This window comes from Bradyrhizobium sp. AUGA SZCCT0105 (genome assembly GCF_018129565.1).
GTDB lineage: Bacteria > Pseudomonadota > Alphaproteobacteria > Rhizobiales > Xanthobacteraceae > Bradyrhizobium.
In genome coordinates, this window is sequence record NZ_JAFCMK010000002.1 from 874,606 (window position 1) to 901,206 (window position 26,601).

General features: G+C 63.4%; 32 protein-coding genes. 17 read left to right on the forward strand and 15 right to left on the reverse strand.

From position 1 onward, the window contains the following. Positions 1-35: 35 nt before the first annotated feature. From JQ573_RS13220 to xoxF5, 6 genes are all read right to left on the reverse strand, one after another. Positions 36-1,178: an epoxide hydrolase family protein gene (locus tag JQ573_RS13220; RefSeq protein ID WP_212310293.1), complete on the reverse strand. Its 1,143-nt coding sequence runs from the start codon at positions 1,176-1,178 to the stop codon at positions 36-38. Between the two features lie 76 nt (positions 1,179-1,254). After that, complete coding sequence (locus tag JQ573_RS13225) at positions 1,255-2,208, reverse strand: hypothetical protein (RefSeq protein WP_212310294.1); 954 nt, start codon at positions 2,206-2,208, stop codon at positions 1,255-1,257. A 153-nt stretch (positions 2,209-2,361) separates the two neighbouring features. Then, on the reverse strand, positions 2,362-2,925 hold the full coding sequence (gene gfa / locus JQ573_RS13230) for an S-(hydroxymethyl)glutathione synthase (protein WP_212310295.1): 564 nt from the start codon (positions 2,923-2,925) through the stop codon (positions 2,362-2,364). A gap of 33 nt (positions 2,926-2,958) precedes the next feature. After that, complete coding sequence (locus JQ573_RS13235) at positions 2,959-4,068, reverse strand: S-(hydroxymethyl)glutathione dehydrogenase/class III alcohol dehydrogenase (RefSeq protein ID WP_050405342.1); 1,110 nt, start codon at positions 4,066-4,068, stop codon at positions 2,959-2,961. 49 nt (positions 4,069-4,117) lie between these two features. After that, the gene (locus JQ573_RS13240; protein ID WP_212310769.1) at positions 4,118-4,594 is read right to left on the reverse strand and encodes a c-type cytochrome, methanol metabolism-related; all 477 of its coding nucleotides are present in this window, start codon (positions 4,592-4,594) and stop codon (positions 4,118-4,120) included. Between the two features lie 124 nt (positions 4,595-4,718). Further along, entirely contained in the window at positions 4,719-6,521 is a 1,803-nt protein-coding gene (xoxF5, locus tag JQ573_RS13245) for a lanthanide-dependent methanol dehydrogenase XoxF5 (RefSeq protein WP_212310296.1), read from the reverse strand. 422 nt (positions 6,522-6,943) lie between these two features. Between xoxF5 and JQ573_RS13250 the strand changes: the two genes are divergently transcribed. Together JQ573_RS13250 and JQ573_RS13255 are read left to right on the forward strand one after the other, a co-directional pair. After that, complete coding sequence (locus JQ573_RS13250) at positions 6,944-7,918, forward strand: helix-turn-helix domain-containing protein (protein WP_092125863.1); 975 nt, start codon at positions 6,944-6,946, stop codon at positions 7,916-7,918. A 29-nt stretch (positions 7,919-7,947) separates the two neighbouring features. Continuing rightward, the gene (locus JQ573_RS13255) at positions 7,948-8,364 is read left to right on the forward strand and encodes a YkvA family protein (protein ID WP_212310297.1); all 417 of its coding nucleotides are present in this window, start codon (positions 7,948-7,950) and stop codon (positions 8,362-8,364) included. Here the strand turns inward: JQ573_RS13255 and JQ573_RS13260 are convergent. Continuing rightward, positions 8,361-9,725: a histidine kinase gene (locus tag JQ573_RS13260; protein ID WP_212310298.1), complete on the reverse strand. Its 1,365-nt coding sequence runs from the start codon at positions 9,723-9,725 to the stop codon at positions 8,361-8,363. The two genes, JQ573_RS13255 and JQ573_RS13260, sit on opposite strands and share 4 nt — an antisense overlap. A gap of 181 nt (positions 9,726-9,906) precedes the next feature. Between JQ573_RS13260 and JQ573_RS13265 the strand changes: the two genes are divergently transcribed. Both JQ573_RS13265 and fghA read left to right on the forward strand, forming a co-directional pair. After that, positions 9,907-10,527, forward strand: a complete 621-nt coding sequence (locus tag JQ573_RS13265; protein WP_092115647.1) for a response regulator transcription factor — start codon at positions 9,907-9,909, stop codon at positions 10,525-10,527. Between the two features lie 24 nt (positions 10,528-10,551). Beyond that, entirely contained in the window at positions 10,552-11,397 is an 846-nt protein-coding gene (fghA, locus tag JQ573_RS13270) for an S-formylglutathione hydrolase (RefSeq protein WP_212310299.1), read from the forward strand. Between the two features lie 150 nt (positions 11,398-11,547). Here fghA and JQ573_RS13275 read toward each other — a convergent pair whose 3' ends face one another. Beyond that, the gene (locus tag JQ573_RS13275; RefSeq protein WP_409334667.1) at positions 11,548-12,060 is read right to left on the reverse strand and encodes a DUF3280 domain-containing protein; all 513 of its coding nucleotides are present in this window, start codon (positions 12,058-12,060) and stop codon (positions 11,548-11,550) included. Between the two features lie 158 nt (positions 12,061-12,218). On the opposite strand from JQ573_RS13275, the gene JQ573_RS13280 reads away from it, so the two are divergent. The 6 genes from JQ573_RS13280 (at position 12,219) to JQ573_RS13305 (ending at position 17,056) form a co-directional block, all read left to right on the forward strand. Continuing rightward, entirely contained in the window at positions 12,219-13,400 is a 1,182-nt protein-coding gene (locus JQ573_RS13280) for an ABC transporter substrate-binding protein (protein WP_212310300.1), read from the forward strand. A gap of 5 nt (positions 13,401-13,405) precedes the next feature. Continuing rightward, positions 13,406-14,383 (forward strand): YVTN family beta-propeller repeat protein, encoded by a 978-nt coding sequence (locus JQ573_RS13285; RefSeq protein ID WP_212310301.1) that lies wholly within the window; start codon positions 13,406-13,408, stop codon positions 14,381-14,383. Next, positions 14,380-15,195, forward strand: a complete 816-nt coding sequence (locus JQ573_RS13290) for an ABC transporter ATP-binding protein (RefSeq protein WP_249131657.1) — start codon at positions 14,380-14,382, stop codon at positions 15,193-15,195. The genes JQ573_RS13285 and JQ573_RS13290 overlap by 4 nt, the downstream gene beginning before the upstream one ends. Further along, positions 15,192-16,040, forward strand: coding sequence for an ABC transporter permease (locus JQ573_RS13295; RefSeq protein ID WP_212310302.1), 849 nt, complete (start codon positions 15,192-15,194; stop codon positions 16,038-16,040). The genes JQ573_RS13290 and JQ573_RS13295 overlap by 4 nt, the downstream gene beginning before the upstream one ends. Beyond that, positions 16,037-16,654 carry a hypothetical protein gene (locus JQ573_RS13300; RefSeq protein WP_212310303.1) on the forward strand — a complete coding sequence of 206 codons (618 nt, stop codon included), beginning with the start codon at positions 16,037-16,039 and terminating at the stop codon, positions 16,652-16,654. The genes JQ573_RS13295 and JQ573_RS13300 overlap by 4 nt, the downstream gene beginning before the upstream one ends. A 105-nt stretch (positions 16,655-16,759) precedes the next feature. After that, positions 16,760-17,056, forward strand: a complete 297-nt coding sequence (locus JQ573_RS13305; RefSeq protein ID WP_212310304.1) for a copper-binding protein — start codon at positions 16,760-16,762, stop codon at positions 17,054-17,056. Positions 17,057-17,093: 37 nt separating this feature from the next. Here the strand turns inward: JQ573_RS13305 and JQ573_RS13310 are convergent, their stop codons facing one another. Continuing rightward, entirely contained in the window at positions 17,094-17,648 is a 555-nt protein-coding gene (locus JQ573_RS13310; protein ID WP_212310305.1) for a PQQ-dependent catabolism-associated CXXCW motif protein, read from the reverse strand. Further along, a complete protein-coding gene (locus JQ573_RS13315) occupies positions 17,645-18,526 on the reverse strand; it encodes a substrate-binding domain-containing protein (RefSeq protein WP_212310306.1) in 882 nt (293 codons plus the stop codon). Before JQ573_RS13315 ends, JQ573_RS13310 begins: the two co-directional genes overlap by 4 nt. A gap of 203 nt (positions 18,527-18,729) precedes the next feature. Here JQ573_RS13315 and JQ573_RS13320 point away from each other — a divergent pair, with 203 nt between their 5' ends. Beyond that, positions 18,730-19,620 (forward strand): quinoprotein relay system zinc metallohydrolase 2, encoded by an 891-nt coding sequence (locus JQ573_RS13320; RefSeq protein WP_409334666.1) that lies wholly within the window; start codon positions 18,730-18,732, stop codon positions 19,618-19,620. A 43-nt stretch (positions 19,621-19,663) separates the two neighbouring features. Next, the gene (locus JQ573_RS13325) at positions 19,664-20,488 is read left to right on the forward strand and encodes a quinoprotein dehydrogenase-associated SoxYZ-like carrier (protein ID WP_212310308.1); all 825 of its coding nucleotides are present in this window, start codon (positions 19,664-19,666) and stop codon (positions 20,486-20,488) included. A 25-nt stretch (positions 20,489-20,513) separates the two neighbouring features. Here JQ573_RS13325 and JQ573_RS13330 read toward each other — a convergent pair whose 3' ends face one another. Beyond that, entirely contained in the window at positions 20,514-20,855 is a 342-nt protein-coding gene (locus JQ573_RS13330; protein ID WP_371821770.1) for a hypothetical protein, read from the reverse strand. A 149-nt stretch (positions 20,856-21,004) separates the two neighbouring features. Between JQ573_RS13330 and JQ573_RS13335 the strand changes: the two genes are divergently transcribed. Genes JQ573_RS13335 through JQ573_RS13350 form a run of 4 tightly spaced genes read left to right on the forward strand, consistent with a single transcriptional unit; the run spans position 21,005 to position 23,772 of the window. Then, positions 21,005-21,937, forward strand: a complete 933-nt coding sequence (locus JQ573_RS13335) for an ABC transporter substrate-binding protein (RefSeq protein WP_212310772.1) — start codon at positions 21,005-21,007, stop codon at positions 21,935-21,937. A gap of 2 nt (positions 21,938-21,939) precedes the next feature. After that, a complete protein-coding gene (locus JQ573_RS13340) occupies positions 21,940-22,677 on the forward strand; it encodes an ABC transporter permease subunit (protein ID WP_212310309.1) in 738 nt (245 codons plus the stop codon). Then, positions 22,667-23,377, forward strand: a complete 711-nt coding sequence (locus JQ573_RS13345; RefSeq protein WP_212310310.1) for an ABC transporter ATP-binding protein — start codon at positions 22,667-22,669, stop codon at positions 23,375-23,377. The genes JQ573_RS13340 and JQ573_RS13345 overlap by 11 nt, the downstream gene beginning before the upstream one ends. 41 nt (positions 23,378-23,418) lie before the next feature. Then, the gene (locus JQ573_RS13350) at positions 23,419-23,772 is read left to right on the forward strand and encodes a hypothetical protein (protein WP_212310311.1); all 354 of its coding nucleotides are present in this window, start codon (positions 23,419-23,421) and stop codon (positions 23,770-23,772) included. Positions 23,773-23,775: 3 nt separating this feature from the next. Here the strand turns inward: JQ573_RS13350 and JQ573_RS13355 are convergent, their stop codons facing one another. The 4 genes from JQ573_RS13355 to JQ573_RS13370 all read right to left on the reverse strand — a co-directional run bounded on the left by JQ573_RS13355 (position 23,776) and on the right by JQ573_RS13370 (position 26,030). After that, positions 23,776-24,012 (reverse strand): hypothetical protein, encoded by a 237-nt coding sequence (locus tag JQ573_RS13355; RefSeq protein WP_212310312.1) that lies wholly within the window; start codon positions 24,010-24,012, stop codon positions 23,776-23,778. A 102-nt stretch (positions 24,013-24,114) separates the two neighbouring features. Continuing rightward, positions 24,115-24,999, reverse strand: coding sequence for a hypothetical protein (locus tag JQ573_RS13360; RefSeq protein WP_249131660.1), 885 nt, complete (start codon positions 24,997-24,999; stop codon positions 24,115-24,117). A gap of 206 nt (positions 25,000-25,205) precedes the next feature. Further along, complete coding sequence (gene pqqA / locus JQ573_RS13365; protein WP_009031067.1) at positions 25,206-25,286, reverse strand: pyrroloquinoline quinone precursor peptide PqqA; 81 nt, start codon at positions 25,284-25,286, stop codon at positions 25,206-25,208. A 345-nt stretch (positions 25,287-25,631) separates the two neighbouring features. Beyond that, positions 25,632-26,030 carry an EF-hand domain-containing protein gene (locus tag JQ573_RS13370; protein ID WP_212310313.1) on the reverse strand — a complete coding sequence of 133 codons (399 nt, stop codon included), beginning with the start codon at positions 26,028-26,030 and terminating at the stop codon, positions 25,632-25,634. Positions 26,031-26,230: 200 nt separating this feature from the next. Here JQ573_RS13370 and JQ573_RS13375 point away from each other — a divergent pair, with 200 nt between their 5' ends. Beyond that, positions 26,231-26,476, forward strand: coding sequence for a hypothetical protein (locus tag JQ573_RS13375; protein ID WP_249131662.1), 246 nt, complete (start codon positions 26,231-26,233; stop codon positions 26,474-26,476). The last annotated feature ends 125 nt before the right edge of the window (positions 26,477-26,601 follow it).

The window sequence follows — 26,601 nt, forward strand, 5'->3', positions numbered from 1 at the left end:
GTTGGGTTTCGCTTCGCTCCACCTATTCTACACGGCTAGCGCAACTTCCCGAAAAACTCGCGCACCTCGCCGACGAACAGGTCGGGCTGCTCGAACGCCGAGAAATGTCCGCCCTTCGGCATCTCGCGCCAGTGCTGGATGTTGGTGAAATTCGTCTCCATCCATTTGCGGACCGGCGTGACGATCTCCTTGGGGAACACGGCAACACCGGTCGGCACGCTCACCTTGTGCGGGGTTCGCTTGCCGGGCCCAAAGCTTTCCCAATAGAGCCGCGCCGACGATGCGGCCGTCTCGGTCACCCAGTACAGCATGACATTGTCGAGCAGTTCGTCGCGGCTGAGGATGTTTTCCGGATGCCCGTCGCAGTCGGTCCAGGCCCAGAACTTTTCCAGGATCCAGGCCGCCTGCCCGCTCGGCGAATCCGTCAGCGCGTAACCAAGCGTCTGCGGCCGGGTGGACTGTTGCTTGGAATAGCCGGAATCCCAGTCGGCATAGTATTTGATGCCGTTGAGCGCGCGGGTCTCCTCTGGCGTCGGCTGGCCCTCGACATTGGGCCGGGTCGACATCGCAAGCGTGATGTGGATGCCGGCGCAGTGCGCCGCGTCCTGCCCGCCGATCGCGGTCGTGACCGCGGAGCCCCAGTCGCCGCCTTGCGCGAAATACCTGGCGTAGCCCAGCCGCTCCATCAGGACGGCCCAGGCCTTGGCGATGCGGTCGACGCCCCACCCTGTTGCGCCCGGCTTGGCCGAGAAGCCGAAGCCCGGCAAGGACGGGCACACCACATGGAAGGCATCGGCCGCGCTGCCGCCATGCGCCGTCGGATCGGTCAGCGGTTCGATCACCTTGTGGAATTCGACCACCGATCCCGGCCAGCCATGGGTGATGATCAGCGGCCGCGCCTCCGGGTGCTTTGAGCGGACATGGACGAAGTGGATGTCGAGCCCGTCGATCTCGGTGGTGAACTGGCTGAATCGATTGAGCTGCGCCTCGCGCTGCCGCCAATCATAGGCCTCGGCCCAATAGTGGCAGACGTCCTTGATCCATTGCAGCGGCGCGCCCTGGCTCCAGTCGTCGACCAGTTCGGCCTCGGGCCAGCGGGTCCGGCGCAGCCGGATGCGGAGATCCTCGAGGACATCGTCGCTGACGGCGATGCGAAACGGACTGATTGCGGTATTCATGGCGTCTCCCCGGCGCTCGAAATCTGCCTGGGGAACATAGGGTCGGACCGTCAGCCGATCAAACCGTCAGGCGACGCTATTTGCCAAGCGCCGTCTCCAACAAAGCCTGTGCCTGCTTGGTGGCTTCAGCGAATGCCAGCTGTTCCGGGGCGTGCTGAACGAAACAGCGTTTGAATGCATCCTCGCCCTGCTGGCGCAGGTCGCCGAGCTTGTCATAAGCCTTCTTGTCGATCCGCTTCTGACGTAGCTTCTCGTCCGCTTCATTCGCCCGCTTGTTGTAGTCGGTGCGGATCGCGGCGCAGGCCGGCACCTGCACGGTGGGCTCGATCTCGCCATAGGCGATGTAGAACTTGCCGTTGACGAGCGCCGCGACAAACACTTCGTCCGCGGCCTCAGGGGTCGAGTCCTGGGTGCGGCCGGCCAGGAAACCGTAAGTCAGGGTGGCCGACGCCGGTTTGACGACCGGCAGCTCGTTGAAGTTGATCACGGCGGCGTCGGTCGAGATCGCCTGGGTGTAGAGGCCCTCGAACTTCAGGGCCGGTTCTATCTGCTGCGGCACATTCTTGCTGCCCTTGTCCCACCAGGTCTTGTGCTCGTGCAGCCAGCGCGTGAACAGGGCTTCGGAGGTGACGATGATATGGGCCTTCGGTTCGACAAAGGTGCCGTCGGCGCGCTTCTCGCCGATCTTGCCGCCGTCCCTGCCGGTGTCGGCATCGAAGCGCAGGCCGTCCAGCATGCCGAACCCCATATCGCCTTTATATAGAGTGTCGAGGTTGAGCTGGGCGGAGGCAAAGCCAGGCCGGGCGGGCTGGGACAGGATTGCGATCAGCTGCCCCTTCAGTTCGTCGCGCGCGGCCGCTTCTGCCTTGTCGACAGCCTCGTCGATCTTGCCGTCCTTCTCCTGCTTGGCGAACTTGGCGATCGCAGCGTCGCGCGCGGCGATGTAGCGGTCCTCCGGCGACGCGGCGCGGGCCGGCGAAAGGACCAGGATCGGGGATAGGACGAGGGCAAGGCGGAAAATAAAATGCATGCCCTGTGGTCGCCCGCAGGGCATGCAAGGTTCAAGGTCACGGGTACTACCAGCATATCCGTCGCCGGCAGGCCCTCTGCCGACGCCGGATCTCGTCAGGGCCGGCCAGTCGTGCCGCCCTTGTCAAGGCTGCCGCGGTCAGGCTGCCCTTGATCAGGCTGCCTTGGATTTCGCCACGTGGGTGGCAATCGCGTCCATCAACGCCGGCGACAGACAGTCATAGGGCTCGAGCCCAAGCTCCTTCAGCCGCGACCTAATCCCGGCCATATCGGCCGGCTTGACGCCGGACTCGATCACCGACGACACGAAGGCCGCAAATCCCGGAGCCGCCGAGCCGGACTCCTGGAACAGCTCGGGATGGATGAAGTCGAGGCCGTAGAACGGATGGCCCTTGTTCTCGATCCGACCGTACATGTGCGTGCCGCATCCGGTGCAAGCATGGCGCTGGATCACCGCCGCGGCGTCGATGATCTTCAGCTTGTCGCCGTTCTCCAGCACGGTGACGTTCTCGCGCGGGACGACCGCAACCACCGAGAAGGTGGCACCGGAAGGCTTCCAGCATTTGGTGCAGCCGCAGGCGTGGTTGTGGGCGACATCGCCCTTGACCGCGACCTTGACCTTCTTATCTGCGCATTTGCAGACCAGCGTACCGCCGGCAAAACTGCCGGAGCCTTGCTTGACGCCATTGTCGACTGACGGGTGGATATGAACAGTCATTGACCTATCCTCCTAGTGCTTGGTGTTTTGATTTTAGAACACGACGACCGAACGGATCGATTTGCCCTCGTGCATCAGGTCGAAGCCCTTGTTGATCTCGTCGAGCTTCAGCACGTGGGTGATCATCGGATCGATCTGGATCTTTCCGTTCATGTACCAGTCGACGATCTTTGGCACGTCGGTGCGGCCGCGCGCGCCGCCAAACGCGGTGCCCTTCCAGACACGTCCGGTGACGAGCTGGAACGGCCGGGTCGCGATCTCCTTGCCGGATTCCGCGACGCCGATCACGACCGACACGCCCCAGCCGCGGTGGCAGGCTTCCAGCGCCTGGCGCATCACGTTGGTGTTGCCGGTGCAGTCGAAGGTGTAGTCGGCGCCGCCGTCGGTCAGGCCAACCAAGTGTTGCACGATATCGCCGCTCACCTTGGTCGGGTTGACGAAATGCGTCATGCCGAACTGACGGCCCCAATTGTCCTTGGAGTCGTTGATGTCGACGCCGATGATCTTGTCGGCGCCCACCATCTTGGCGCCCTGGATCACGTTGAGGCCGATGCCGCCGAGGCCGAACACGACGACGTTGGAGCCCGGCGTCACCTTGGCGGTGTTGACGACGGCACCGACGCCGGTGGTGACGCCGCAGCCGATGTAGCAGCTCTTGTCGAACGGCGCGTCTTCGCGGATCTTCGCCACCGCGATCTCGGGCAGCACGGTGAAGTTCGAGAAAGTCGAGCAGCCCATATAGTGGAAGACCGTCTTGCCCTTGTAGCTGAAGCGCGAGGTGCCGTCCGGCATCACGCCCTTGCCCTGCGTGGCGCGGATCGCGGTGCAGAGATTGGTCTTCTGGCTGAGGCAGCTTTTGCACTGGCGGCATTCGGGCGTGTAGAGCGGGATCACGTGATCGCCAGGCTTCACCGACGTCACGCCGGCGCCGACCTCGCGAACGATGCCGGCGCCTTCGTGCCCGAGGACCGAGGGAAAGATGCCTTCGCTGTCGAAGCCGTCGAGCGTGTAGGCATCGGTGTGGCAGATGCCCGTCGCCTTGATCTCGACAAGGACCTCGCCGGCCTTGGGGCCTTCCAGGTCGAGCTCGACGATCTCAAGCGGCTTCTTGGCTTCGAATGCGACTGCGGCGCGGGTCTTCATCTTGGTCTCCACAAAACATCAAACAGGTTGTCATTCGCGCCGGTCACGCTCAGTTCTTGTTGCCCATGCAGGCGTCTTCCGCCTTTCCATAGGCATCCGACTTGTCTTCGTGCTTGGCCGGCCGAACGCGCCCAACCGCATCATTGGCGCGGGCGCGCAGGTACACATAGAGGTCGTCCATGTAGCAGGCAACGTTCGGATTATCGCCGAATGCCGGCATGACGTTTTCCTGCGACGTCGACACGTTCTTGCGCCCGCTCGCGACCACACCCATGAAGTCGGGATAGCTCATGGTCTTCAGCGAATCCTTCAAAGCCGGCGCGTAAGTCGAGCCCATGCCGTCGGGTCCGTGGCAGACGTGGCACTCCGAATGATAGCGGCGGTAGCCCGAGTAGGTGTACCAGTCCACCGTACCGTCGGACGCGACCTTGAACGTCGGGTTTCCATCCTTGTCGAGATACTTGCCGTCCTCGGACTTGACAGCGGCCGGGTCACCTACGTCCTCGGCGGAGGCAACTCCTCCCATTGCCACGACGAAGATCGCGGCAGTCACAAACCAGATCTTACGCAAAAGCATATCCTCGCGTGCGGATTGAAGACGGACCGGCGCATGGAGATCGCTCCATGCGCCGGAACGAGGGCTGCTCAACTCACTGCGGCAGCGCGAACACGGTGAGCGTTCCGCCGAGCGCGGTGTAGTTGCTCAGCGCTGCGTAGCCGCCGACTGCACCGAGACCGGCCGTCGGATCGGTCAGACCGGCCGCGAGGCCGATGCCTGCCCAACCGCCAACACCCGACAGCACGGCGACGTACTGCCTGCCGCCGTTCTCATAGGTGGTGACGTTGCCGATGATGCCGGACGGAGTCTTGAACTTGTAGAGCTCCTTGCCCGTCTTGGCGTCGACTGCCTTCAGGTAGCCTTCCAGCGTGCCGTAGAACACCACGCCGCCGGCGGTCGCGAGTGCACCCGACCAGACCGAGAACTGCTCCTTGTTCGACCACACGATCTTGCCGGTCTTGCCGTCCCAGGCGATGAAGTTGCCCATGTTGGTCTCACCGGGAGGCGGATACATCGACAGCGTCGCGCCGACATAGGGCTGACCTGCGGTGTAGCTCACCTTGAACGGCTCGTAGTCCATGCAGACGTGGTTGGTCGGCACGTAGAACAGCTGCGTATCCGGCGAGTAGGCCGCCGGCTGCTCGTCCTTCGAACCCAGCGCCGCCGGGCAGATGCCCTTGACGTTGTGGTCTTCGCCGGCCTTGTCGGTCGACGCTGAGTCAAGAACCTTCGGACGACCATAGGTCGGCGAGCTCTTGTTCATGTCGACGCCGGAGGTCCAGTTCACCTTCGGATCATACTTCTCGGCGACCAGCAGTTCACCGGTGACGCGATCGAGCGTGTAGCCGAGGCCGTTACGATCGAAGTGCGTCAGCAGCTTGCGCGCCTTGCCGTCGATGCTCTGATCCGAGAGGATCATCTCGTTGACGCCGTCATAGTCCCATTCGTCATGGGGCGTCATCTGATAGACCCACTTGGCAACGCCGGTATCCGGGTTACGCGCCCAGATCGTCATCGACCACTTGTTGTCGCCGGGACGCTGCTTCGGATTCCAGGTCGAGGGGTTGCCCGATCCGTAATAGACGAGGTTGAGTTCGGGATCGTAGGAGATCCAGCCCCAAGTCGCGCCGCCGCCGATCTTCCACTGATCGCCTTGCCACGTCTTCAGGCTCGAGTCCTTGCCGATCGGCTTGCCAAGCTCGGTGGTCTTGTCGTCGACCAGGATCTGGTCATCCGGACCTTCCGAGAAGCCACGCCAGACCAGCTTGCCGGTCTTGAGGTCGTAGGCCGTCATGTGGGCCTGAACGCCGAACTCGCCGCCGGAGATGCCGACCAGGACCTTGTCCTTGACGACCATCGGCGCCGACGTACCGGTCGATCCCTTGCTCGGATCGCCGTTCTTGACGCTCCACTCCACCTTGCCGGTCTTCGCATCGAGCGCGACCAGCGTAGTGTCGGCCTGATGCAGGATGATCTTGCCGTCGCCATAGGCGACGCCGCGATTGACCGTGTCGCAGCACATCACCGGAATGACGTTCGGATCCTGCTTCGGCTCGTACTTCCAGACGATCTGATTGTCCTTGGAAAGGTCAATAGCGTAGACCTTGTTCGGGAACGGCGTATGCACGTACATCATGTTGCCGATGATCAGCGGGCCGCCTTCGTGACCGCGCAGCACGCCGGTCGAAAACGTCCACGCTACCTGCAACTTTCCGACGTTCTGGGCGTTGATCTGATTCAGCTTCGAATAGCGCTGATTGGTGTAATCGCCGGTCGGCATCACCCAGTCTTTCGGGTTCTGCGTCATCTTGTGGAGTTCGTCATTGGCGTTGGCAGCTCCGGCGGCGAACACCGCCATTGCCCCAAGGCTGGTCGCGTAAAGCAACTTGCGCATCGTGGATTTCCTCCCAGGTTCATGAGCTCAAGGGTTTCCGCCGAAACGGCCCCACTTCTTCCATTTTGGTACCTCACTGGTAGTCCCATCGAACCGCGCTGACTTGCCCAGCAGCGAAGCGCCGTTTGCTCAGAAGCGAAGCATTGTCAGATTTTTGCGGTCGGACCGCGAATTGGCAGGTAAGGCTGCTTCATGTTGCAGGGCATCAAACGTCTTCAGTGCTGTTCCTGCGTCGGAGTAGAACCGGCCCAAGGTTGCGCTTGACGCGCCCAGAACTAAGTCCGAGGATCACCCGACATTATCCGGGAAGAAGTCCCGCCGCCTCCCTAAGCTGTTCAGAATCAGGGAGAAGGCGCATCATCCCGGGCCAGATTTCAGCTCGGTGAGCAGTCACGTTGGGGATCGAATCGGTGGCTGGAAAGATGTCCGATACAGTCCATTCACTCAGCACGAACGGATTGACGCCCAAGCGGCAAATCCAGCGCTGGTCGGATGCGCTCACTGACCTTTGCGGTCAGTTCGACGTCGATGCGCTGGAAGGATCCTCGCTCGAGGGCCGGATCAATTTCACGACGGTATCGCGATTGAAGCTGTGCCAGATCGAGGCAAGCCAGCATCGCATCGCCCATACCGTCTCGCGAATCAGGCTGAGCGAGCATCCCTACATCAAGATCGTTTTCCAGACGCACGGCGTCTCGCATTTCGAGCAGGACGGCCTGCACTTCGACATCATGCCGGGCGACTGCTTCGCCTACGACGTGTCGTGTCCGCATACAATCATCAGCCCGTCCCTGACGCGTCACGAGGTTGTCATCGTTCCGAAGGACCTGCTCAAGGAGCGCGGCTTCCAGCTCTCCAAGATGGCGCCGTGCAAGCTCTCGGCGCGCAACGGCACCGGCCGCATCGCCTATGATTTCGTGCATGCCGCGTTCGGCGAAGCGCCGACGCTGACCCCGGTCAACGCCGTCGGCGTGGCCGATGCGCTAATCGACCTGCTGCTGCTGCCGCTGCGCGAGACCGGCGCGATGTTCGACCGCGGCAGCGCCGAGGCGACCTACGTGCGGGCCCAGGGCTTCATCCGCGAGCATCTGCGCGATCCCGATCTCTGCATCGACCGCATTTCCGCGGCGCTCGGCTGCTCGAAGCGCTATCTGCACATGCTGTTCAGCGATCGCGGCATGACGGTCAGCGACTACATCTGGAAGGCCCGGCTGCAAAATTGCCGGCAGGAGCTGGAATCCCAGAACGGTAAGACCATCACGGACGTCGCGTTCTCCTGGGGCTTCTCGAGCTCATCGCATTTCAGCCGCGTATTCCGGAAGTATTTTGGCATCGCCCCCTCCTCCGTGCACAAGGGTCTGCACGGCGGCATGCCGGTCGATGTGGTACTGGAATAGCGATTCGCCTGGCGTGCAGGCGCCACGCCATGCCGTCCATCAAGCTATCCTCAATCAAACTTTCCTCAATCAAGGCTTGGGCGCGCGACCTGAAACGAGACAGCGTTGCACTGTATCTCGCGTCACGTGATCCGCGCGTACCGTGGTACGCAAAGGCGCTCGCCGTCGCCATCGCGGCCTATGCGCTCTCGCCTCTCGATCTGATTCCAGATTTCATCCCGGTCATCGGCTATCTCGACGATCTGATCCTGCTGCCGTTCGGCATCTGGCTTGCGATCTCGCTCGTTCCGGATGAGGTGATGGCCGAATGCCGCGCCAATGCCAGTGCCGTCTTGCAGCGCCCGATCAGTCGAGCGGGAATGATCGCGATCATCGTGCTCTGGATCGCCGGTGCACTCGCGCTGGCATGGGCCGTCTTCACATACTGGCCGCGAACCACGCCCTAAGCCTGTGCGGCCTTTGGCACCAGCGCCTCGACCGTCACGCCATCGTCGCTGGAATTGATCTTGAGCGTGCCTCCGAGCGCGAGGATTCGTTCCTGCATGCCGGTCAAACCGCGGCCAAGCCGGTGATCCCTGAGCAGCCCGCGGCCGTTGTCGCGGACTCGCACCAGCGCGCAGCCGCGGCTGCCGCGCAGGCTGGTCTGCCGCTCCGCAGGCTCGATCGTGATATCGACTGCCGTTGCGCCGGCGTGGCGGAACACATTGGTGAGCGCTTCCTGGACGATGCGATAGATCGTCAGATCGGCCATCTCGCCGGTCTCGCCGAGATCAGGCGATATGCTGCTCTCGATCTCCACCTCCGGGTGCGTCTCGCTCCACAGCCGCACCAGCGCGCCAAGCGCTTCCGCAAGCCCAAGCTCCGCCAATCCCACCGGCCGCAATCGCTCCAGGATGCGGCGGGTGAACTGCTGAAGCGCGTTGACTTGCTCGAGGATGGCATTGCCGTGCTTGCGTAGCGCAGCAGGATCCGGCTTTTCGACCTCCGACAGCCGCGTCAGTGCGCCGGCATGGGCGCGCAGCGCGAACAGATAGGGCCCGAACTCATCGTGCAATTCGCGCGCGATCTCCTTGCGCTCGGAATCCTGCAGCGAGACCGCGCGTTCGGCCAGCTGCCGCTTGCTGTCCACGGCTTCGCCAAGCGTCACCGCCAAATGGTTCAGTTTGGCACAGATCGCAGCCAATTCAGGCGATCCGCCGGGCTCGACCCGCGCGTCGTAATCCCCAGCCTCGATGCCAGTCATGGCCTGCGACAGCGCCTCCAGCGGCGCAAGTGCGCGGCCGACCACCAGCATGGTCACCAGCAGCAGCGCCACCGCGATCGCGGAGCCGACCTCGATCTGGGTGACGATGCCGTCCCAGATCTCGGCCATTTCGTCATCGGGAAGCGAGGTGATGACAAGCGATTGCGGCTTGCCGTGAACCGAGATCGGCACCCGCACCGAAGTCTGCTCGGGATGAACCAGCGCGACGAACCATTCAGGCGGGGCGCGCGGATCGCCTGCCTCCGCCAGGCGCTCGGCAGACTTTGCGGTCGCGTCATCCTGCCGCGTGATGCTGACATGGCGCAGCCGGCTCAGGTCCTGGACAATCTGGTCGAGCCGCGCATCCGGATCCGGCGCTTCGTCGAGACCGGCCACCATCGTCGCAACAAACTCGCGCGCCAGCCGGATCACGCTCTGGTCCTCGGCCTGGACACGCGGCGCCGCTTCCAGCACGAGCCGTGCAATATTGATGCCCAACCCGAGCGCCAGTATCAGCGCCAGCAGCAGGTTGATCCGTGCGCGCAAGGATAGCTTTTGCCACATGACGTTGCCCCCGACCGCGATCCCTCCTCCGAGAGGATCGTTGACAGCCAAATTTGCCCGGCTATCTAATCGCACCCTATCGCAATCTCGTGCGAGGTGCACAACCGGTCGGAACCGAGGTGTTCTTCGTGCAAATCGATGTAACGATGAGCTAGTCGAAGCAGGTCGCCGGAACAACGCCATGCGCATTCTGATCGTTGACGATCATCCCATCGTTGCCTCCGGTTGTCGCACCGTGTTCGCCGACGATCCCGAGATCATCCTGCTGGAAGCTGCGGATGCCGAAAGCGGCGAACGGGCTTTCGTCGCGGAGAAGCCCGATCTCTGCGTGATCGACATCAACCTGCCGACCGTCTCCGGCTTCGAGCTGGCCCGCCGTATCTTGAGCCGCGATGCATCCGCGCGCCTGATCATGTTCAGCATGAACGACGACCCGGTGTTCGCTGCCCGCGCCATCGACATCGGCGCCAAGGGCTACGTCTCGAAGACCGGCGACCCCAACGATCTGGTGGAGGCGGTGCGCGAGGTCGGCAATGGCGGCGTCTATCTGCCGCCAGCGATTGCACGCAACGTCGCCTTTGCGCGGCCGGGCTTTGCGCAAAATCCACTTTCCAAGCTCACTTCGCGCGAGATGGAGATCCTGCGCCTGCTCAGTTCCGGCAAGAGCCTGTCGGAGATCGCCTGGCTGGTGCATTCGTCATACAAGACGGTCGCGAACACGTCATCGATCATGCGCCAGAAGCTTGGCGTGCGCACCTCGGCAGAACTGGTGCGGCTGGCGATCGAGAGCGGCGTCGGCTGACGTCGCGCTCCAACACAGAGGAATATGGCAATGCAGACGGTTTCCCAGAACAAGTCGCATGGCGGCACGCAAGGCGTTTACCGGCATCCAAGCCGCGAGACCAAGACCGATATGACCTTCTCGGTGTTTGTCCCCGATCATGCGGCCGGCGCCAGATTGCCCGTCGTCACCTATCTGTCGGGCCTGACCTGCACGCACACCAACGTCACGGAGAAGGGTGAGTTCCGGCAGGCATGTGCCGAGCTCGGCCTGATCTTCGTCGCACCCGACACTAGCCCGCGCGGCGAAGGCGTCCCCGGCGATCCCGCCAATGCCTACGATTTTGGCCTCGGCGCAGGCTTCTATGTCGATGCGACGGAGCAGCCGTTCGCGACCAATTACCGGATGTGGAGCTACGTCACCGAGGAATTGCCCAAGTTGATCGCCGAGCAATTCCCGGTCGACACGAAGCGGCAATCGATCCTCGGTCACTCCATGGGTGGCCATGGCGCGCTGACGGTGGCGCTGCGATATCCTGATCGGTATCGCGCGGCCAGCGCGTTTGCGCCGATCGTGGCGCCGTCGCAGGTGCCGTGGGGCAACAAGGCGCTGGGCGGCTATCTCGGCAGCAACAAGCAGGCGTGGCGCAAGCACGATGCAGTCGCGTTGATCGAGGACGGCGCCCGGTTCTCCGATCTGCTGGTCGACTATGGCGATGCCGACGGCTTTCTTACCGAACAGCTGCGGCCTGAGCTCCTGAAGGCCGCCTGCGAGAAGGCCAACATTCCCCTCACCCTGCGGCGTCAGCCGGGTTACGACCACAGCTATTATTTCATCTCGACCTTCATGGCCGATCATCTGCAGTGGCACGCCGCGCGGCTGAAGGCGTGATGCTTTCCCCAGCAAGGCGGCGTGATACCAAAATATCGAAAACAACCCCATGCAAAGTAGCCGGCGGCGGCGTTCAACCAGACGAGTTGACACGTCAGGCAACTCAGGCTTATTCTTCTAATATTCCGAAATCATCCAAGCGCCCGTCGCTCATCGTGCCTGCGGCGCGCCGTAGTTTGGCGCGAGCAGGCGGTTGCGGACGAGGTAATCGGTGGCGCGTGACCAGGATTCGTCGGTATTGCCGCGCATGTCGGCGCTCATTGCTGCCACCAATTGCCCGGAATGGACGTCGCGCAGATAGAAATTGATGTTGAGGATCAGGTTGGAGACCTTCTGCACCACACCGGTCATCGCAAGATCGGCGCCCAGCTCGCCGGCCAGTTTCACGTCGCATCCGCCGCAGGCCTGAAGATTGCTGCCGTGCGCCGCAGCATTGACCGGCGCGATATCGATCACGTGGAACTTGCCGGAATCTGCAAGCTCCTTGCGCACCTGATCGCCAGCGCGCAGCAACCGCGTCTGTTCGTCGCTCCGCGGTCCGTCCACCTCTCCTTGAAGGCTGGTGTCGATCATCTCGAGGTCGAACACCGCGAGCTTGGGCGGTTCGGCGCGCGCCGCAGACATCAGCAGCAAAGACATGACGAAGACGAACGCTGATCTCATGATTGTGAACCAATCGAAATTTGGTACCGCGCAACGACAAAAAGCGGGGTTGCAAGCCAGGCCAATTCCGGCATCTTGCACGTCAACGAATGGCCAGAAAAGCGAAGGCCGCTTTTCGACAATGCCATGCCGGGTGAAGAATGACTACGGGAGGAGTTATGTTCCGATGGCTGATCGGCACGATCGCGCTCAGCATGGTGGCGACCGGAGCGCTGGCGGCTGATCCCGTCGAGGTCCATATCGGCTATCTCGGCCATGCCGGCATCAAATCGACGCTCTCGCTGGTCGAGCAACCGGCCGACAATGACGGTATCGCCGGCGCACGCCTTGCGATCGAGGACAACAATACGACCGGGAAATTCCTCAACCAGCGCTTCGTGCTTGATGAGGTCAAGGTCAAGGACAGCGACGACGTCGCCAAGGTCGCGACCGATCTCGCCGGCCAAAACGACTATATCATCACCGACCTGCCCGCCGACGCCCTGCTCAAGGTCGCCGACGCGCTGCGCGATCGCGGCACCGTGCTGCTGAATGCGGGCGCGATCGACGATCGCCTGCGCGAGCAGGACTGCCGCGCCAACGTGATCCATGTCGCACCGACCCGCTCGATGCTGGCCGACGCGCTCGGCCAGTACCTGGTGTGGAAGCAGTGGAAGCGCTGGCTCCTGGTGACTGGCTCGCACGATCAGGACAAGCTCTACGCCGACGCGCTGCGCCGCGCCGCCACGCGCTTCGGCGCCAAGATCGTCCAGGAACGGACATTCGAGGACACCGGCGGCGCGCGCCGCACCGACAGCGGCGTGACGCTGATCCAGCGTCAGATGCCGGTGTTCACGCAGCAGGCGCCGGCTTACGACGTGCTCGTCGCCGCCGACGAGAGCGAGGTGTTCGCGAACTATCTGCCCTACCGGACCTGGGAGCCGCGTCCCGTGGCGGGCTCGGCAGGTCTGGTGCCGACCAGCTGGGACGCGGCGCATGACCAATGGGGTGCGGTCCAGATCCAGAACCGCTTCGTCAAGCTGAACATGCGCCGCATGACGGCGCTCGACATGCAGGCCTGGACCGCTGCGCGCATGATCGGGGAAGCCACCTCCCGCACCAATCCGGGCGATCCCAGGAAGGTCATCGCCTTCCTCAAGGGCAAGGATTTCTCGATCGCCGCCTTCAAGGGTACGCGATTGACCCTGCGCGACTGGAATCTGCAGCTCCGCCAGCCGATCCTGCTGGCCGATGGTCGTATGGTCGTTTCGGTCTCGCCGCAGGAAGGTTTCCTGCATCAGGTCTCCGAACTCGACACGCTCGGTGTTGACCGGCCTGAAACGAAGTGCAAGCTGCAGTGAGGGAGATGAAACGCATGTGGCGCCGCTGTCTGTTGACCGGGATGCTGGTTTGGCTTGCCGCGACACCGGCGTCCGCCTTCGTTGCCTATGTCTCCAACGAGAAGGGCAACACCGTCACGGTGATCGACACCACCAGCTGGACGGTGACCAAAACCATCAAGGTCGGCCAGCGGCCGCGCGGCATCGAGTTCTCGCGCGACGGCAAGTTCGTGATGGTCGCGGTCGGCGACGACGACACGATCCAGGTGATCGATACCAAGACCCAGGAGATCGTCGACACCCTGCCCTCTGGCCCGGACCCGGAATTGTTCACTCAGGATGCCGCCGGCAAGACCATGTATGTCGCCAACGAGAACGACAACACGGTCACCGTGATCGATCTCGAGAAGCGCGCTCGGCTCGGCGACATCCAGGTCGGCGTCGAGCCCGAGGGCATGACGATCAGCCCGGACGGCAAGATCCTGATCAACACGTCCGAAACCACCAACATGGCGCATTTCATCGACACGTCGACGCGCCAGATCGTCGCCAACGTGCTGGTCGATTCGCGGCCGCGTTTCGCCCAGTTCAAGCGCGACGGCTCCGAATTGTGGGTTTCCTCCGAGATCGGCGGCACGGTGTCGATCATCGATCCGGTCAAGCGCGAGGTGACCGGCAAGATCACTTTCGAAATCCCGGGCCTGCGCAACGAAGCGATCCAGCCCGTCGGCATCGGCATGACCAAGGACGGCAAGACCGCGTTCGTTGCGCTCGGCCCCGCCAACCGCGTCGCTGTCGTCGACGGCGCGACCCACAAGGTCCTCAAATATCTGCTGGTCGGCCAGCGCGTCTGGCACATGGATTTCACGCCCGACGAAAAATATCTGATGGTCACCAACGGCGTCTCGAACGATGTCTCGGTGATCGACATCGCAGCCCAGAAGGTGATCAAGACCATTCAGGTCGGCGAACTGCCCTGGGGGATCACGATCGCGCAGCCATGACCGCAACCGACGCCCATATCGCGAGCCAGCCCTCGCCGGATACAGGCCCTGTAGCGGCCGTGCCGCCGGCGCTGTCGATCGGCAATGTCAGCCACAGCTACGGTCCGCGGCGCGCCCTGATCGACATCAACTTCACGGTTCAGCCTGCGAGCTTCACCGCGTTGCTGGGCCTCAACGGCGCGGGCAAGAGCACCTTGTTCTCGCTGGTGACGCGACTGTTCGGGATCCAGAACGGCCAGATCAAGATTTTCGGCCATGACATCAGCCGGACGCCCGGTGAAGCGTTGCGGCTGATGGGCGTCGTGTTCCAGCCGCGAACGCTCGATCTCGACCTCTCGCTGACGCAGAACCTGCTGTATCACGCCGCGCTGCACGGTATCTCGCGGCGTGAGGCGCGGCTGCGCAGCGCCGAGGTGCTCGGCCGCATTGGTCTTGCCGACCGCGCCACGAGCAAGGTGCGCGATCTTTCGGGCGGCCAGATGCGAAGGCTCGAAATCGCCCGCGCGCTGCTGCACCGTCCGCGGCTGCTGCTGCTCGACGAGGCCACCGTCGGGCTCGACGTCAAGGCGCGCGCCGACATTCTCGATCATGTCCGCCAGCTCGTTACTGAACAAGGCATCGGCGTGCTCTGGGCGACGCATCTGTTCGACGAGATCATGCCGGGCGACGACCTTGTGGTGCTGCATCAGGGCCGGATGCTGGCGCACGGCCCGATGTCGCGGGTGATCGCGGACGCAGGCGCCCAGGACGTCAACACCGCGTTCATGCGCCTGACCGGAACGGCAACCCTCACCGGAAAACCGCCAACATGAGCAGCACGACGGTCACGCCTGAGCGAAGCGGCTTCTCGGCGTCGGAATACGTCGTCTGCCTGAACGGCATCGTATGGCGCGAGGCGCTGCGCTTCCTGCATCAGCGCGAGCGCTTCGTCTCGGCGCTGGTCCGGCCGCTGGTCTGGCTGTTCATCTTCGCCGCCGGCTTCCGTCAGGTACTCGGCATCTCGATCATCCCGCCTTATGAGACCTACATCCTCTACGAGGTCTATATCGCACCCGGCCTGATGGCGATGATCCAGCTCTTCAACGGCATGCAATCGTCGCTGTCGATGGTCTATGACCGCGAGATGGGCAACATGCGGACGCTGCTGGTCAGCCCGCTGCCGCGCGGCTATCTCCTGTTCTGCAAGCTGCTCGCCGGCACGGCGGTGTCACTGCTGCAGGTCTATGCGTTCCTGCTGATCGCGTGGTTCTGGGACATCACGCCGCCGACCATCGGCTACCTCACGGTGCTTCCGGCGCTGGTGCTGTCGGGCTTGATGCTCGGCGCATTGGGCATGCTGATCTCTGCCAGCATCAAGCAGCTGGAGAATTTCGCCGGCGTGATGAACTTTGTCATCTTCCCGATGTTCTTTGCCTCGTCGGCCCTCTACCCGCTCTGGCGCGTGCAGGAAGGCAGCCCGATGCTGTATTATGTCTGCCAGTGCAATCCGTTCACGCATGCGGTGGAGCTGATCCGGTTTGCGCTGTACGGCAAGATGAACTGGGTTTCGCTCGCGGTGGTCGGCGGCTGTACAGTGGTGTTCATGATCGGCGCGATCCTGGCCTACGATCCATCGCGCGGCCTGGTGCGCCGCGGACCCGGCGGAGGCGAGGCATGACAGGCTGGCGGCTAGCACTCGGCGCGCTGCTCGCGACGGTTCTGTCGAACCAGGTCGCGTTCGCTGCCGACCCGCGTTACCCGGACTGGCCATGCGCTCAGGCCAAAGTGCCCGAGATCTCGCTCGCCGCGGTCTGGGCCGGGCCACCACTCGGCGATGCCGAGACCAAGTGGAGGGACGATCCGAAGGTCAGCCAACTTGCGACCAAGCTCGCGGCGCGCCGCGTTCCGCTCGAGGATGCGCAGAAGGAGATCGCCGAGTTCCTGTCGGCCGCAGCGGCCGACAAGGCCAATGCGGGAAAGCTGCTGTTCGCGGGCCTGTTCGATACGCTCAACGGCCAGCGGGCCTCGGTCATGAACGGGCTGGAGCGCGTGATGCGCAAGCAGCGCGAGGCCGCGGAAAAGATCCGCGCCGATACGATCGCGCTGCAGGTGCTGCAGGATGCCACGCCGCCGGACCAGGCCAAGGTCGACGAGCTCGGCAACCAGCTGGTCTGGGAGACGCGGATATTCGAGGACCGCGGACGCGTGGTGAAATTCGTCTGCGAGGTGCCGACCATCATCGATCAGCGGCTGTTCGCGCTCGGCCGCACCATCCAGCAGGAACTGGATTGAGGCCAGCGACCGAGCCCGCCCCCCGGGGGATCATTAGCGCGCAGCCGGAACAAACTGCGGTGCCCGCTCGTTGTCTCCGACTATATCTGAAGTTGGGAGACCTCGATGAGAGCAGCCAAGATCGTCATGACCAGCCTCGCCGCCGCGAGCCTGATCACCACAGCGGCTTTGGCCCAGCAATCCATGTCGGGAATGGTCACCAAGATTGACCGACTGAGTGGAACCATCTCGATCCAGCAGACGCAAACCGGCACGGTGGGCGCGGCCGGCGGCGCCATTCAGGAATACAAGGTGGCCAAGGGACAGTCGCTGGAGGAGCTTCACGCCGGCGACAAGGTGACGTTCACCACCACGGACGGCGACGGCGGCAAGACCATCAACAAGCTCGACAAGCAGAAGTAGCTCGCTGGAGCATTTTCCTGGCCGCGTGAGGACGGGCTTACTGCTCGCCCTCGCGCGGCTCGGGCTCCACATCCGCCAGCGGCAGATTGGCGCGCCCCCACCCGTCGGTTCCCTCCGGATACCACGCCACACTGCGGTAGCCGTAGGAGAGCACGCGCTTGGCGGCGTTCCACGACATCCAGCAGTTTTCCTGGCAGTAGATCACCAGCAATCTGGCCTTGTCGTCGCCGGAGGCGCGGACCAGGCCGCGTCGCATATAGTCCTCGGTCGATGCGGCGAGCTTGCCGTAGCCGGTGTCGGGCAGCCAGATGCTGCCGGGAATATCGCGATGCGGCCGCTCGCGCCACACCGTGCCGGCGGGCAGATTCGGCTTCGGCGCGCGCGGCAGCACGTCGACGAAGGTGCCGGACTTGTTGCGCCAGATCTCTGCCGCTTCCGCTGTCGTGAGCACCCGTGCGCCGGCAAGCGTTGCCGGCACCGCCGTGCGATAATCCTCGGTGCGATACCCCTCGGGCTCTGCTGGCTGGTCCTGCGCGCGGACATGCGAAGCGGCGAGCAATATCACCGCAAGCATGGCCGCGAGCCTGATCATGGCGATTTGGTCGCGGTCTCCGGCCCGATCGGACGGTCGTTCTCGTCGAGCAGCGGAACGCCGAAGTCGAGCAGGATCTTGTTGATCGCCGGCTGGTTCTCCTGGATCAGGCGATTAAGCTGCCGCTTCCAGTTCTGATCGGACGCTCGCACGCCCATGCCGATGCGATAGACCAGCTTCGGTCCCGTGGTCTCCTTGAGCAGCGGCGTGACATGCAGCGGCGGGTTTGCCTTCTTGGCATAAAAGCCGGCCATCGGCCCCCACAGGATGCCGGCGTCGATCTCGCCCTTCTCGAGGTCGTTCATCAACGCCTCGGCCGAGGAATCGTAGCGCGTGTCGATCATCAGCGGATATGGCTTCGCATTGGTCATCAGGCCGTTGATGGCCATGTTGGTCGCGGGCGGCGTTCCGGCGACGATGCCGATATGCTTGCCCTTCAGCCGCTCATCCTCGAGCGTGGTGACTTCATCAAGTCCACTGCCCGGCTTGGCGACGATCGCATAGGCCGTGCGGTAATACGGATTGGTCCCTTGCGCGAGGTCGTCGCCTTGCGGAAAGCCCATGATCACGTCGCAGCGATGCGAGCCGAGCGTGATCCGCACGAAGCCGGTCGCCTGCGGGAAATACATATAATCGAGCTTCTTTTGCAGCTTCTCGGCGAACAGCTCGCCGATCTTGTTCTCAAAGCCCTCGCCCTTGTCATTCGAGAACGGCAGGTTGCGCGGATCGGCGCAGATGCGAAGCACCTTGGGATCGACCAGCTCGATGGAGAGTTCGCCCTGCTCGTTGACCTGCGCACGCGCGATGTCGCGGCCGGCGAAACAGACGATGAAGCCGGCAAGCGCGAGCAGAACAGGACGGCATCCGATAACTCTCATTGCGCGGTCTCCTCTTGATCGGACAGATTGCCGCCATCCACCGATTGCCCGGCGCACCATGACGTGCAACAGGGATAATGATCGCGACGGTGCCGCGTTGCTTGTTGCAGCGCAAACTGGAGCGCGAGGACATCGATCGCGCGTCCCGGAAAAACTGAGGCGGAAACATGGCTCATGGCGGTTCGGTGCTTGCGCTGCTCCTGATGCTTTGGGCGCCGACCATAGCGCGGGCTCAAGAGGCGGAATTGCCTGTGAGCGAAGTCGCCCCCGGAATATTCGTTCACACCGGGGTCACTGCATTGATGACGCGCGACAACGAAGGCGCCATCGCCAATGTCGGCTTCGTGGTCGGCGACAGCGCCATTGCCGTCATCGACACCGGCGGCAGTGTCCGCGAAGGACGGCAATTGCTCGCCGCGGTGCGCAGCCATAGTGACAAGCCGATCCGCTATGTGATCGACACCCACGCGCATCCGGATCATAGCTTCGGCAACGCGGCGTTCGTGGCTGACGGGACCAGCTTCGTCGGCCACAACGCCCTGCCCCGCGCGCTGGCGACGCGCGGGCAATTCTATCTCGATGGCTTTCGCCGGACCATGGGCGATGCGTTGATCGACGAGGTCCGCATCATTCCGCCGACCGTGCTGGTCATGGACACGCTGAAGCTCGACCTCGGCGGACGGACCCTCACCTTGAAGGCATGGCCACCCGCCCACAGCGACAACGACCTCACCGCATTCGATGAACGCACCGGCACGCTGTTCGCCGGCGATCAGGTGTTCCTCGAGCATATTCCGGTGGTCGACGGCAGCCTCAAGGGCTGGCTGCGTGCGCTCGACGAGCTCCAGGCTATTCCTGCCGAGCGCGTGGTTCCCGGTCACGGACCCGTGAGTGCGTGGCCTGCAGCGCTTGCCGACGAGCGGCGTTATCTTGAGACGCTGGCCGCGGACGTCCGCGCGCTGGTCGCAGGCGGCAAGCCGATCACGGCCGCGGCGGAGCATGCCGCGGCAGCCGAGCGGCCGCGCTGGCAATTGTTTGACGATTACAACGCCCGCAACGCAACTGCAGCATTCTCGGAAATTGAATGGGAGTAGCTGTTCGTCCTATAATGATGCGGCGGCATAGGATCTCGCGAACATGACTGGACATCGCGCCCGCCTGCTTTGCATCGCCAGCCTTCTTGCGATCGCCTTGGGGACACCCGCTGCGCCCGCGGCTGAGACCTATGATCCCTGGCCGGGCCTCGTCCAGGACATCTTCAGCAATCGTCCGATGAATGACGGCAACGATATCGTCGGCATCGAGATGCCGACGCGCGCGGAAGACGCCGCAATCGTTCCGGTGACGCTGCGCACCAAGCTGCAGCCTAGCGATAGCCGCCGCGTCGTCGCGATCACGCTTGTGATCGACGAGAACCCGGCGCCGATGGCCGCGAAGTTCACGCTGGGGCCGGACGCCAACGTCACCGAGATCTCGACCCGCGTCCGCGTCAACAACTACACCAATGTGCACGCCGTCGCGGAGCTCAGCGACGGCAAGCTCTATGTCAGCAAGGTCTATGTGAAAGCATCCGGCGGCTGCTCGGCACCGGCCGGCAAGAACGTCGAGGAAGCGAAGAACCGGCTCGGCCAGATGCGTTACCGGCAATTCACAAAGTCCGAACAGGGGCCGGCGACGAGCACACGGGAGGCCCAGATCATGATCGGGCATCCGAATAATTCAGGCCTGCAGATGGACCAGGTCACGCAGCTCTATATCCCGGCCTTCTTCGTCAATGAGCTGCACATCTGGCAGGACGACAGTCCGGTGCTCACGATGGAGGGCGGGATCTCGATTTCCGAGGACCCCAACATCCGCTTCACTTACGTCTCGAATGGCGCCAAGCATTTCCGTGCCGAGGCCAAGGATACCGACGGGCACGTCTTCGACCACGAATGGAAGGTCGAGAATCCCGGGACCTGACGCGTTCGCGATCTCACGATCAACGCTAGAAGCACCTCACTTCGGCCTCGGCCTGCGCACGCCTGAGGTCGTTGAGCGCGTTGGCGGCCTGCTCGGACGAGCGGAACTGGCCGCCCAGATTGCCGCGCACCTGCGCCATGCTCAGCACGGTCTCGGCAGTGACGTAGCGATCATAGGGGATGATCGAGGCGACCACGTCGATCGAGCAGGAACATTGTTCGATCGACTGCCGGGATTCGCCATTGGACTTCATGCAACCGAACACATATTCGGCCCGCGCCGAGGTCGGATAGTCATTGATCTCCTGGGCCCGCACGCTGACGGCCGTCCCGGCGAGCACCAGGACGGCGACAATCGGTCGTAGCATGCCAGCTCCTGCCATGGTCCTGCTTCCTCTTCTCTTTCCGCAAGCTATGCTATGGATGTTGATCAGAAAAGAAAACATTCGGGGAAGTGGCTCAAGAAACGATGATCATCTCTGTACGCACGGTGTTGGCTGCGGCAGTTCTGGCGGTCATGCAGTTCGGCACCTCGTGCACCGCGGAGACCATCCGCGTTGCAGCGCAGAAGACCGGAACGCTGGCCTGGGAACTGGCCGTCATTCGCTCCCATGGTCTCGACAAGAAGGCCAACCTGTCGATCGATGTCGTCGAGCTCGCCAGCCCCGAGGCCGGCAAGATCGCGCTGCGCTCCGGCTCGGCCGACGTCATGGTATCCGACTGGCCCTGGGTGTCGCGCGAACGCTCGCTCGGCGCCAAGCTGCAGTTCTATCCCTATTCAAGCGCGCTGGGGGCCGTGATGGTCCCGGCCGCCTCGCCACTCAAGACGCTGGCGGACCTCAAGGGGCGCAAGCTCGCCATTGCCGGCGGTGCGATCGACAAGAACTGGCTGCTGCTGCAGGCCGCATTGAAGCAGGATGGCGTCGACCTGAAGTCGCAGGCAACCATCGTCTATGGCGCGCCGCCGCTGCTGGCCGCCAAGGCCCTCGGTGGCGAGATGGACGCGACGCTCAATTACTGGAATTTCTGCGCGGCGCTTGAAGCCAAGGGCTTTCGCCGGCTCGCCGGCATGGAGGAGGTCCTGCAAAAGCTCGGCAGCAAGGGCCGCATCGCGATGATCGGCTACGTGTTCGACGAAGCCTGGGCCAATGCCAACAAGGATCTGGTGGCCCGCTTCATCGCCGTGACGCGTGCCGCGAAAGAGATTCTGGCGACCTCGGATGCCGAATGGGACACGATTGCGCCGCTGACCGGCGCGCAGGATGCGGCGACGCTGCGCGCTTATCGCGACCGCTACCGCGAGGGTATCCCACGCCGTCCGATCGCTGACGAAGAGGCTGATGCTCGCGTGCTCTACCGGGTGCTGGCGCAGCTCGGCGGCCGCGATCTCGTCGGTACCGCGACCGAGCTCGATCCCGGCACGTTCTATCAAGCGATCCCGGGAGACTAGCGGTGCTGCGCCTCCTGTCATTCGCGCTGTTCATCGCGACCTGGTGGATTGCCTCGCTGTTGATCGGCGATGCGAAGCTGCCGGCGCCGCCGGCGGTGCTGTCGATCCTCATAGCCGAAGCGCGATCGGGCGCGCTGTTCGTCAATCTCGGCGCAACGCTGGCGCGTGTCGCGCTGGCCTTCACCCTTGCCATGGCGCTCGGCTCGGCGATCGGCTATCTGATGGGCCGCGTGTCGCTTGCCAATCGCCTTGGCGACCCCTGGCTGATCCTGCTGCTCAATTTGCCGGCACTGGTCGTCATCGTGCTGGCCTATATCTGGGCCGGGCTGACCGAGGTCGCCGCGATCACGGCCATCGCCATCAACAAGCTGCCGACCGCCGTCGTCACCCTGCGCGAGGGCGCCCGCGCACTCGACCCGGCGCTCGACGAGATGGCAACGGCCTTTGCCTTGCCGCGCGGTCGCGCGTTCCGGCATGTGGTCCTGCCGCAGCTTGCGCCCTACATCGCGGCCGCTGCGCGCTCCGGGCTGTCGCTGGTTTGGAAGATCGTGCTGGTCGCCGAATATCTGGGCCGCCCCAACGGCGTCGGCTTCGAGATCGGGGTCGCTTTCCAGCTGTTCGACATCCCCCTGCTGCTCGCCTACTCGCTGAGCTTTGCCGGTGTCGTGCTCGTCATCGAGACCCTGCTGGTGCAGCCGTTTGAAACCAGGCTAACGCGGTGGCGGCTCCGTGCAGCTTGAGGTCAATATCACAGGCAAGAGCTTTGCGAGTGCGGCCGGAAAGCGGCACGACGTGCTCGACAACGTCACCTTCACGTTGAACGCCGGCGAGGTTGGCGTGCTGTTCGGACCGTCGGGCTGCGGCAAGAGCACCCTGCTGCGGATTCTCGCCGGGCTCGACGCCAACTACCAGGGCCATGTCGTGCGCTCCCCCGGCATGCGCCTCGGCATGGTGTTTCAGGAGCCGCGGCTCTTGCCCTGGCGCACCGTGGAGGAGAATGTGCGGATCGCCGCTCCGCATATCGACGACGGCACGCTGTCGGCGCTGTTCGAGGTGCTCGAATTGAGCGTGCACCGCAACCATTTTCCCGGTGAGCTGTCGCTCGGCCTCGCCCGCCGCGTCGCGCTCGCCCGCGCCTTCGCCATCGAGCCGGACTTCCTCATCCTCGATGAGCCGCTGGCTTCGCTCGACAATGCACTTGCGGGGCGGCTGCGCGACCAGATCGCCACGCTGGTAGCCAGCCGGGAGATGATGACGCTGCTGGTCACCCACGATCTCGACGACGCAGTCCGCCTCGGCGACCGGCTATTCTTCCTGTCGCCGCGACCGGCTCGAATCCTTCACGTCGAAACCATCGCCGCGCCGCGCGCGGTGCGCGGCGAGCCGGAGATCGACGAAATCAAGCGGCAGCTCTCACAGTTGGACCTTGCAAATATGTGAGACGCCGTCATCCTTGCACGAAAGCGTGAGGGAGAGGTTGGATGGCGCGTGCGTTGATTGCTGTTGCTGTTGCGTTGCTTGTCCTGCCGGCGACAGCGCTCGCCCAAAGCAAGGGCAAGGGCATCCGGCTGTGGAATCTGACCAGCGCCACGATTTCGAGCTTCGAGCTGTCACCGGCGGGCAAGAACGAGTGGGGTCCGAACCAGACGCTCAACGACAAGGACAAGGAAGTCGACCACGACGAACGCTTGCGGATCACCGGCGTCGAGCCCGGCCGCTATGATGCCAAGATCGGCTACAGCGGCGGCAGGCAGTGCTTCGTTCGTGACATCGAGATCAAGGCCGATGCCGTGTTTTCAGTGTCCGACAAGGATCTGAAGGACTGCAACAAATAGCAGCTAGCCCGCCGGCGGTCTGCCGTCCGCGCCGGCGCGATCGTTGGTGTGCGGATATTCGCAACGCCATCGCACCGCGGTCCATTTTGGATGTTCGCCGACCCATTGCGCGATGTAAGGCGGCGCGGCCATGGCGCATTGCTGGAGCGAACCGTTCCAGTTGAACACCAGATGCTGCTCCTCGCAGGTGGCGGGCGACAGCACGGCACAAACAGTGACGATCAGATCAATCGGGTTCATGCGCGATCCCTAGGCGTGCTCACGAAATAGATAGCACGACGGAATACGTAATCAGCCAGGTCTGGGTTTCACAGGCCCGTGAGAGGACGCGGGAACCCGGCTCTAGAAATTCAGACCGTACACCAGCCGCGCCTGGTGACGCTCGAAATTGACCAGGTCGAGGGCGGCATTGCTGCCGGCCCGCTGCCCCCAGGCCTGGACGCTCCAGGTCGCGGTCAGGCGCGAGCGCTCCGAGAGCTGGAAATAGGCGGTGGGACCGATGAACAGCGCCTGCCCGGACAGTTCATCGAGGCCAATCCCCTCGTACTTCCTGAAATAGCGCGCTTCGCCACCGATCAGGATATCCGGCCTCACCTTGGCCATCAGCCCAAACGCGACGCCAAGCGTGGCATCCTGCTCTGCAGTGCCGGTGCGCGGCATCCGCGTCCATTCCGGCTCATAGCTGACGTTGAGGGCCGCCACTGCAAAATTCGGGATCACCTCGCGGTCGAACGCCACCGTGAGTTGGGTGCCGTAGCTGCGGACGGCCGCAGCCGTCGTTTCGTCGACGCGACCGGCGCGTGTCTCCAACGCCACCGTCATGCCGAACGGCGCCGCCTCGCGATCGAGGAAGCGATAGCGAAAATCGACCGAGACGCTCTGCCACGACAGCTGGCGGCGATCATCAATACCCGGGACGCGGTTGATATCGTACGCGCTGAACGACGTGCCGAGCTCGACACGAAAATTCGGCGCCGGAACGAGTTCGAGCTCCATTTCCTGATTGAGCGCGCGATACCGGCCGCCGTCCTTGGCAAAGCGCCCGGTGCTCTGGCTCTGGAATTCCCGCTCGCCGACGTCGCCCACATCGGACCCGATCATGAAGCCGAAGATGTGCTCGGTATCAAAGCCCTCGGCGTAGGCGCCGAGCGGCAGCACCGCTGCGACGCCGGCAATTGCCGCGCACAGCACGCCCACCCAACGCCCTCGCTTGATTTCGAAACTCATCGTCCCCGGACCACCGCCTCAAGCCGCACTGTAGGACAAAGCAGGACGGCCCGCCAATCGCGCAGGTGGTCTCGATTTCAACGTGTTGTGGGAAGGATCTGCGGGAAATTGTAGCGGCGGCGTCGCGGCCGCGAAAGACGCCTGCCGCGGCTCGATGCAGCAAGCTGCACGAGCCGGGCAGGCTGTCTCGCGTTACTTGTCTCGGATTACTTGCGCGCTGCGCAGGCGTACATGTTGATTTCCATGCCGACCGGCACTTCGACGATCTTCGGTGTTTTCCAGGCCATTTCCTTCTCCCAAGTATAGTTAGGCGCAAGCGTCGCGCCGCGCCGCGCGGCAAGCTAGGGCTGGCTGTTCCAGGGCGCAAGCCGGCCGGGTAAGGACCCGACTTCGCTGCTGGGCATGCCGAAACGGACGACGGCTCGCTGACGTCCGCCCGGCTTTGAAGCGGCTGGGAAACCCCGACGCTGATCTGTCAGGCATTTTCCGGCTGCCGGGCGGCGACGCACCGATAAGCAAACCCGATTGCGCCGGCCGAGTCTTGCCCAAGAGCGAAATCGCAACTTTTTTGTTATGCGCGAGATCCGGCATCAATAGGCGGAATCCGCCCGACACAATTCGCAGGCACGGACCTATTTGAGCAGACGCAGCAGCGCCCGGCCGGCGCGCGACTTCAACTCCTTCGCATCCAGCGTCCCGTCATTGTCGAAATCGGCGGCTTTGAACCGCTGCTCGACGACCGCGAGATACTCGTCGAGCGTCAAGGTGCCGTCGTGATCCGGATCCGCCTTCGCCAGTTCTTTCGCGGTCAGCCGTCCGCGCAATTCGCGGATGTCGAGCGTGCCATCATGATCGGGATCGAGCTTCGCGAACAGATCGGCGGCGGCCTTCTTGGCCTCGGCAAGGTCGACCGTGCCGTCATTGTCGGGATCGAGCATCTTGAGCGCGCTGCCACCACCCGATGCGGCGAGAGCGGGACCCGACAGCACGGCAACAGCCAAGGTCAAAGCAAGCGATCGGCGCGAAATCATCATTGGTCTCCCTTGAGTGCCGCTCCGGCAAGGATACGGAGCGCGCCCTGCGATAGAAGCTACCATAGCAGCTTCGACGAGGCTTCCTACAGCCAGAGCAACCAGCGAGACCTGTCGGGTTTCGGGTGGAAAGAAACTGCTTCGCGGATCATCTGTGACGTTCGGCGAATGCCATTGCACCGGAACGAGCGAGGTGACCCATGAGCGATATTTGCAAGACCACGTTGGGCTGCCTCATTGCGCTCGGTCTGACGGCACCTGCGTCCGCGCAAAACAGGGCCCCTGCCCCATCGGGACAGGCTGTCCAGCAGCGCACGCTCACCGGCAAGGAGCGGCTCGGACGCAAATGGACCGACGAGCAGCGCATCGACAATTGCAATGTGCCGCCGGACAAGCGAGGCACCAAGCCACGTCCGAGCGCCTGTCCGCATGCGCCGTCGAGCTGACCGAACCGTTCGCGCTGCGGCATAGCGGCGAGTCACACGTGGCGTTGTGTATTCCATGCCACGGTAAGCTACGGGCGCATCAGCAAAAACCTGAAGCTTTCGACCGGCCTCCAGAGACTGACTGG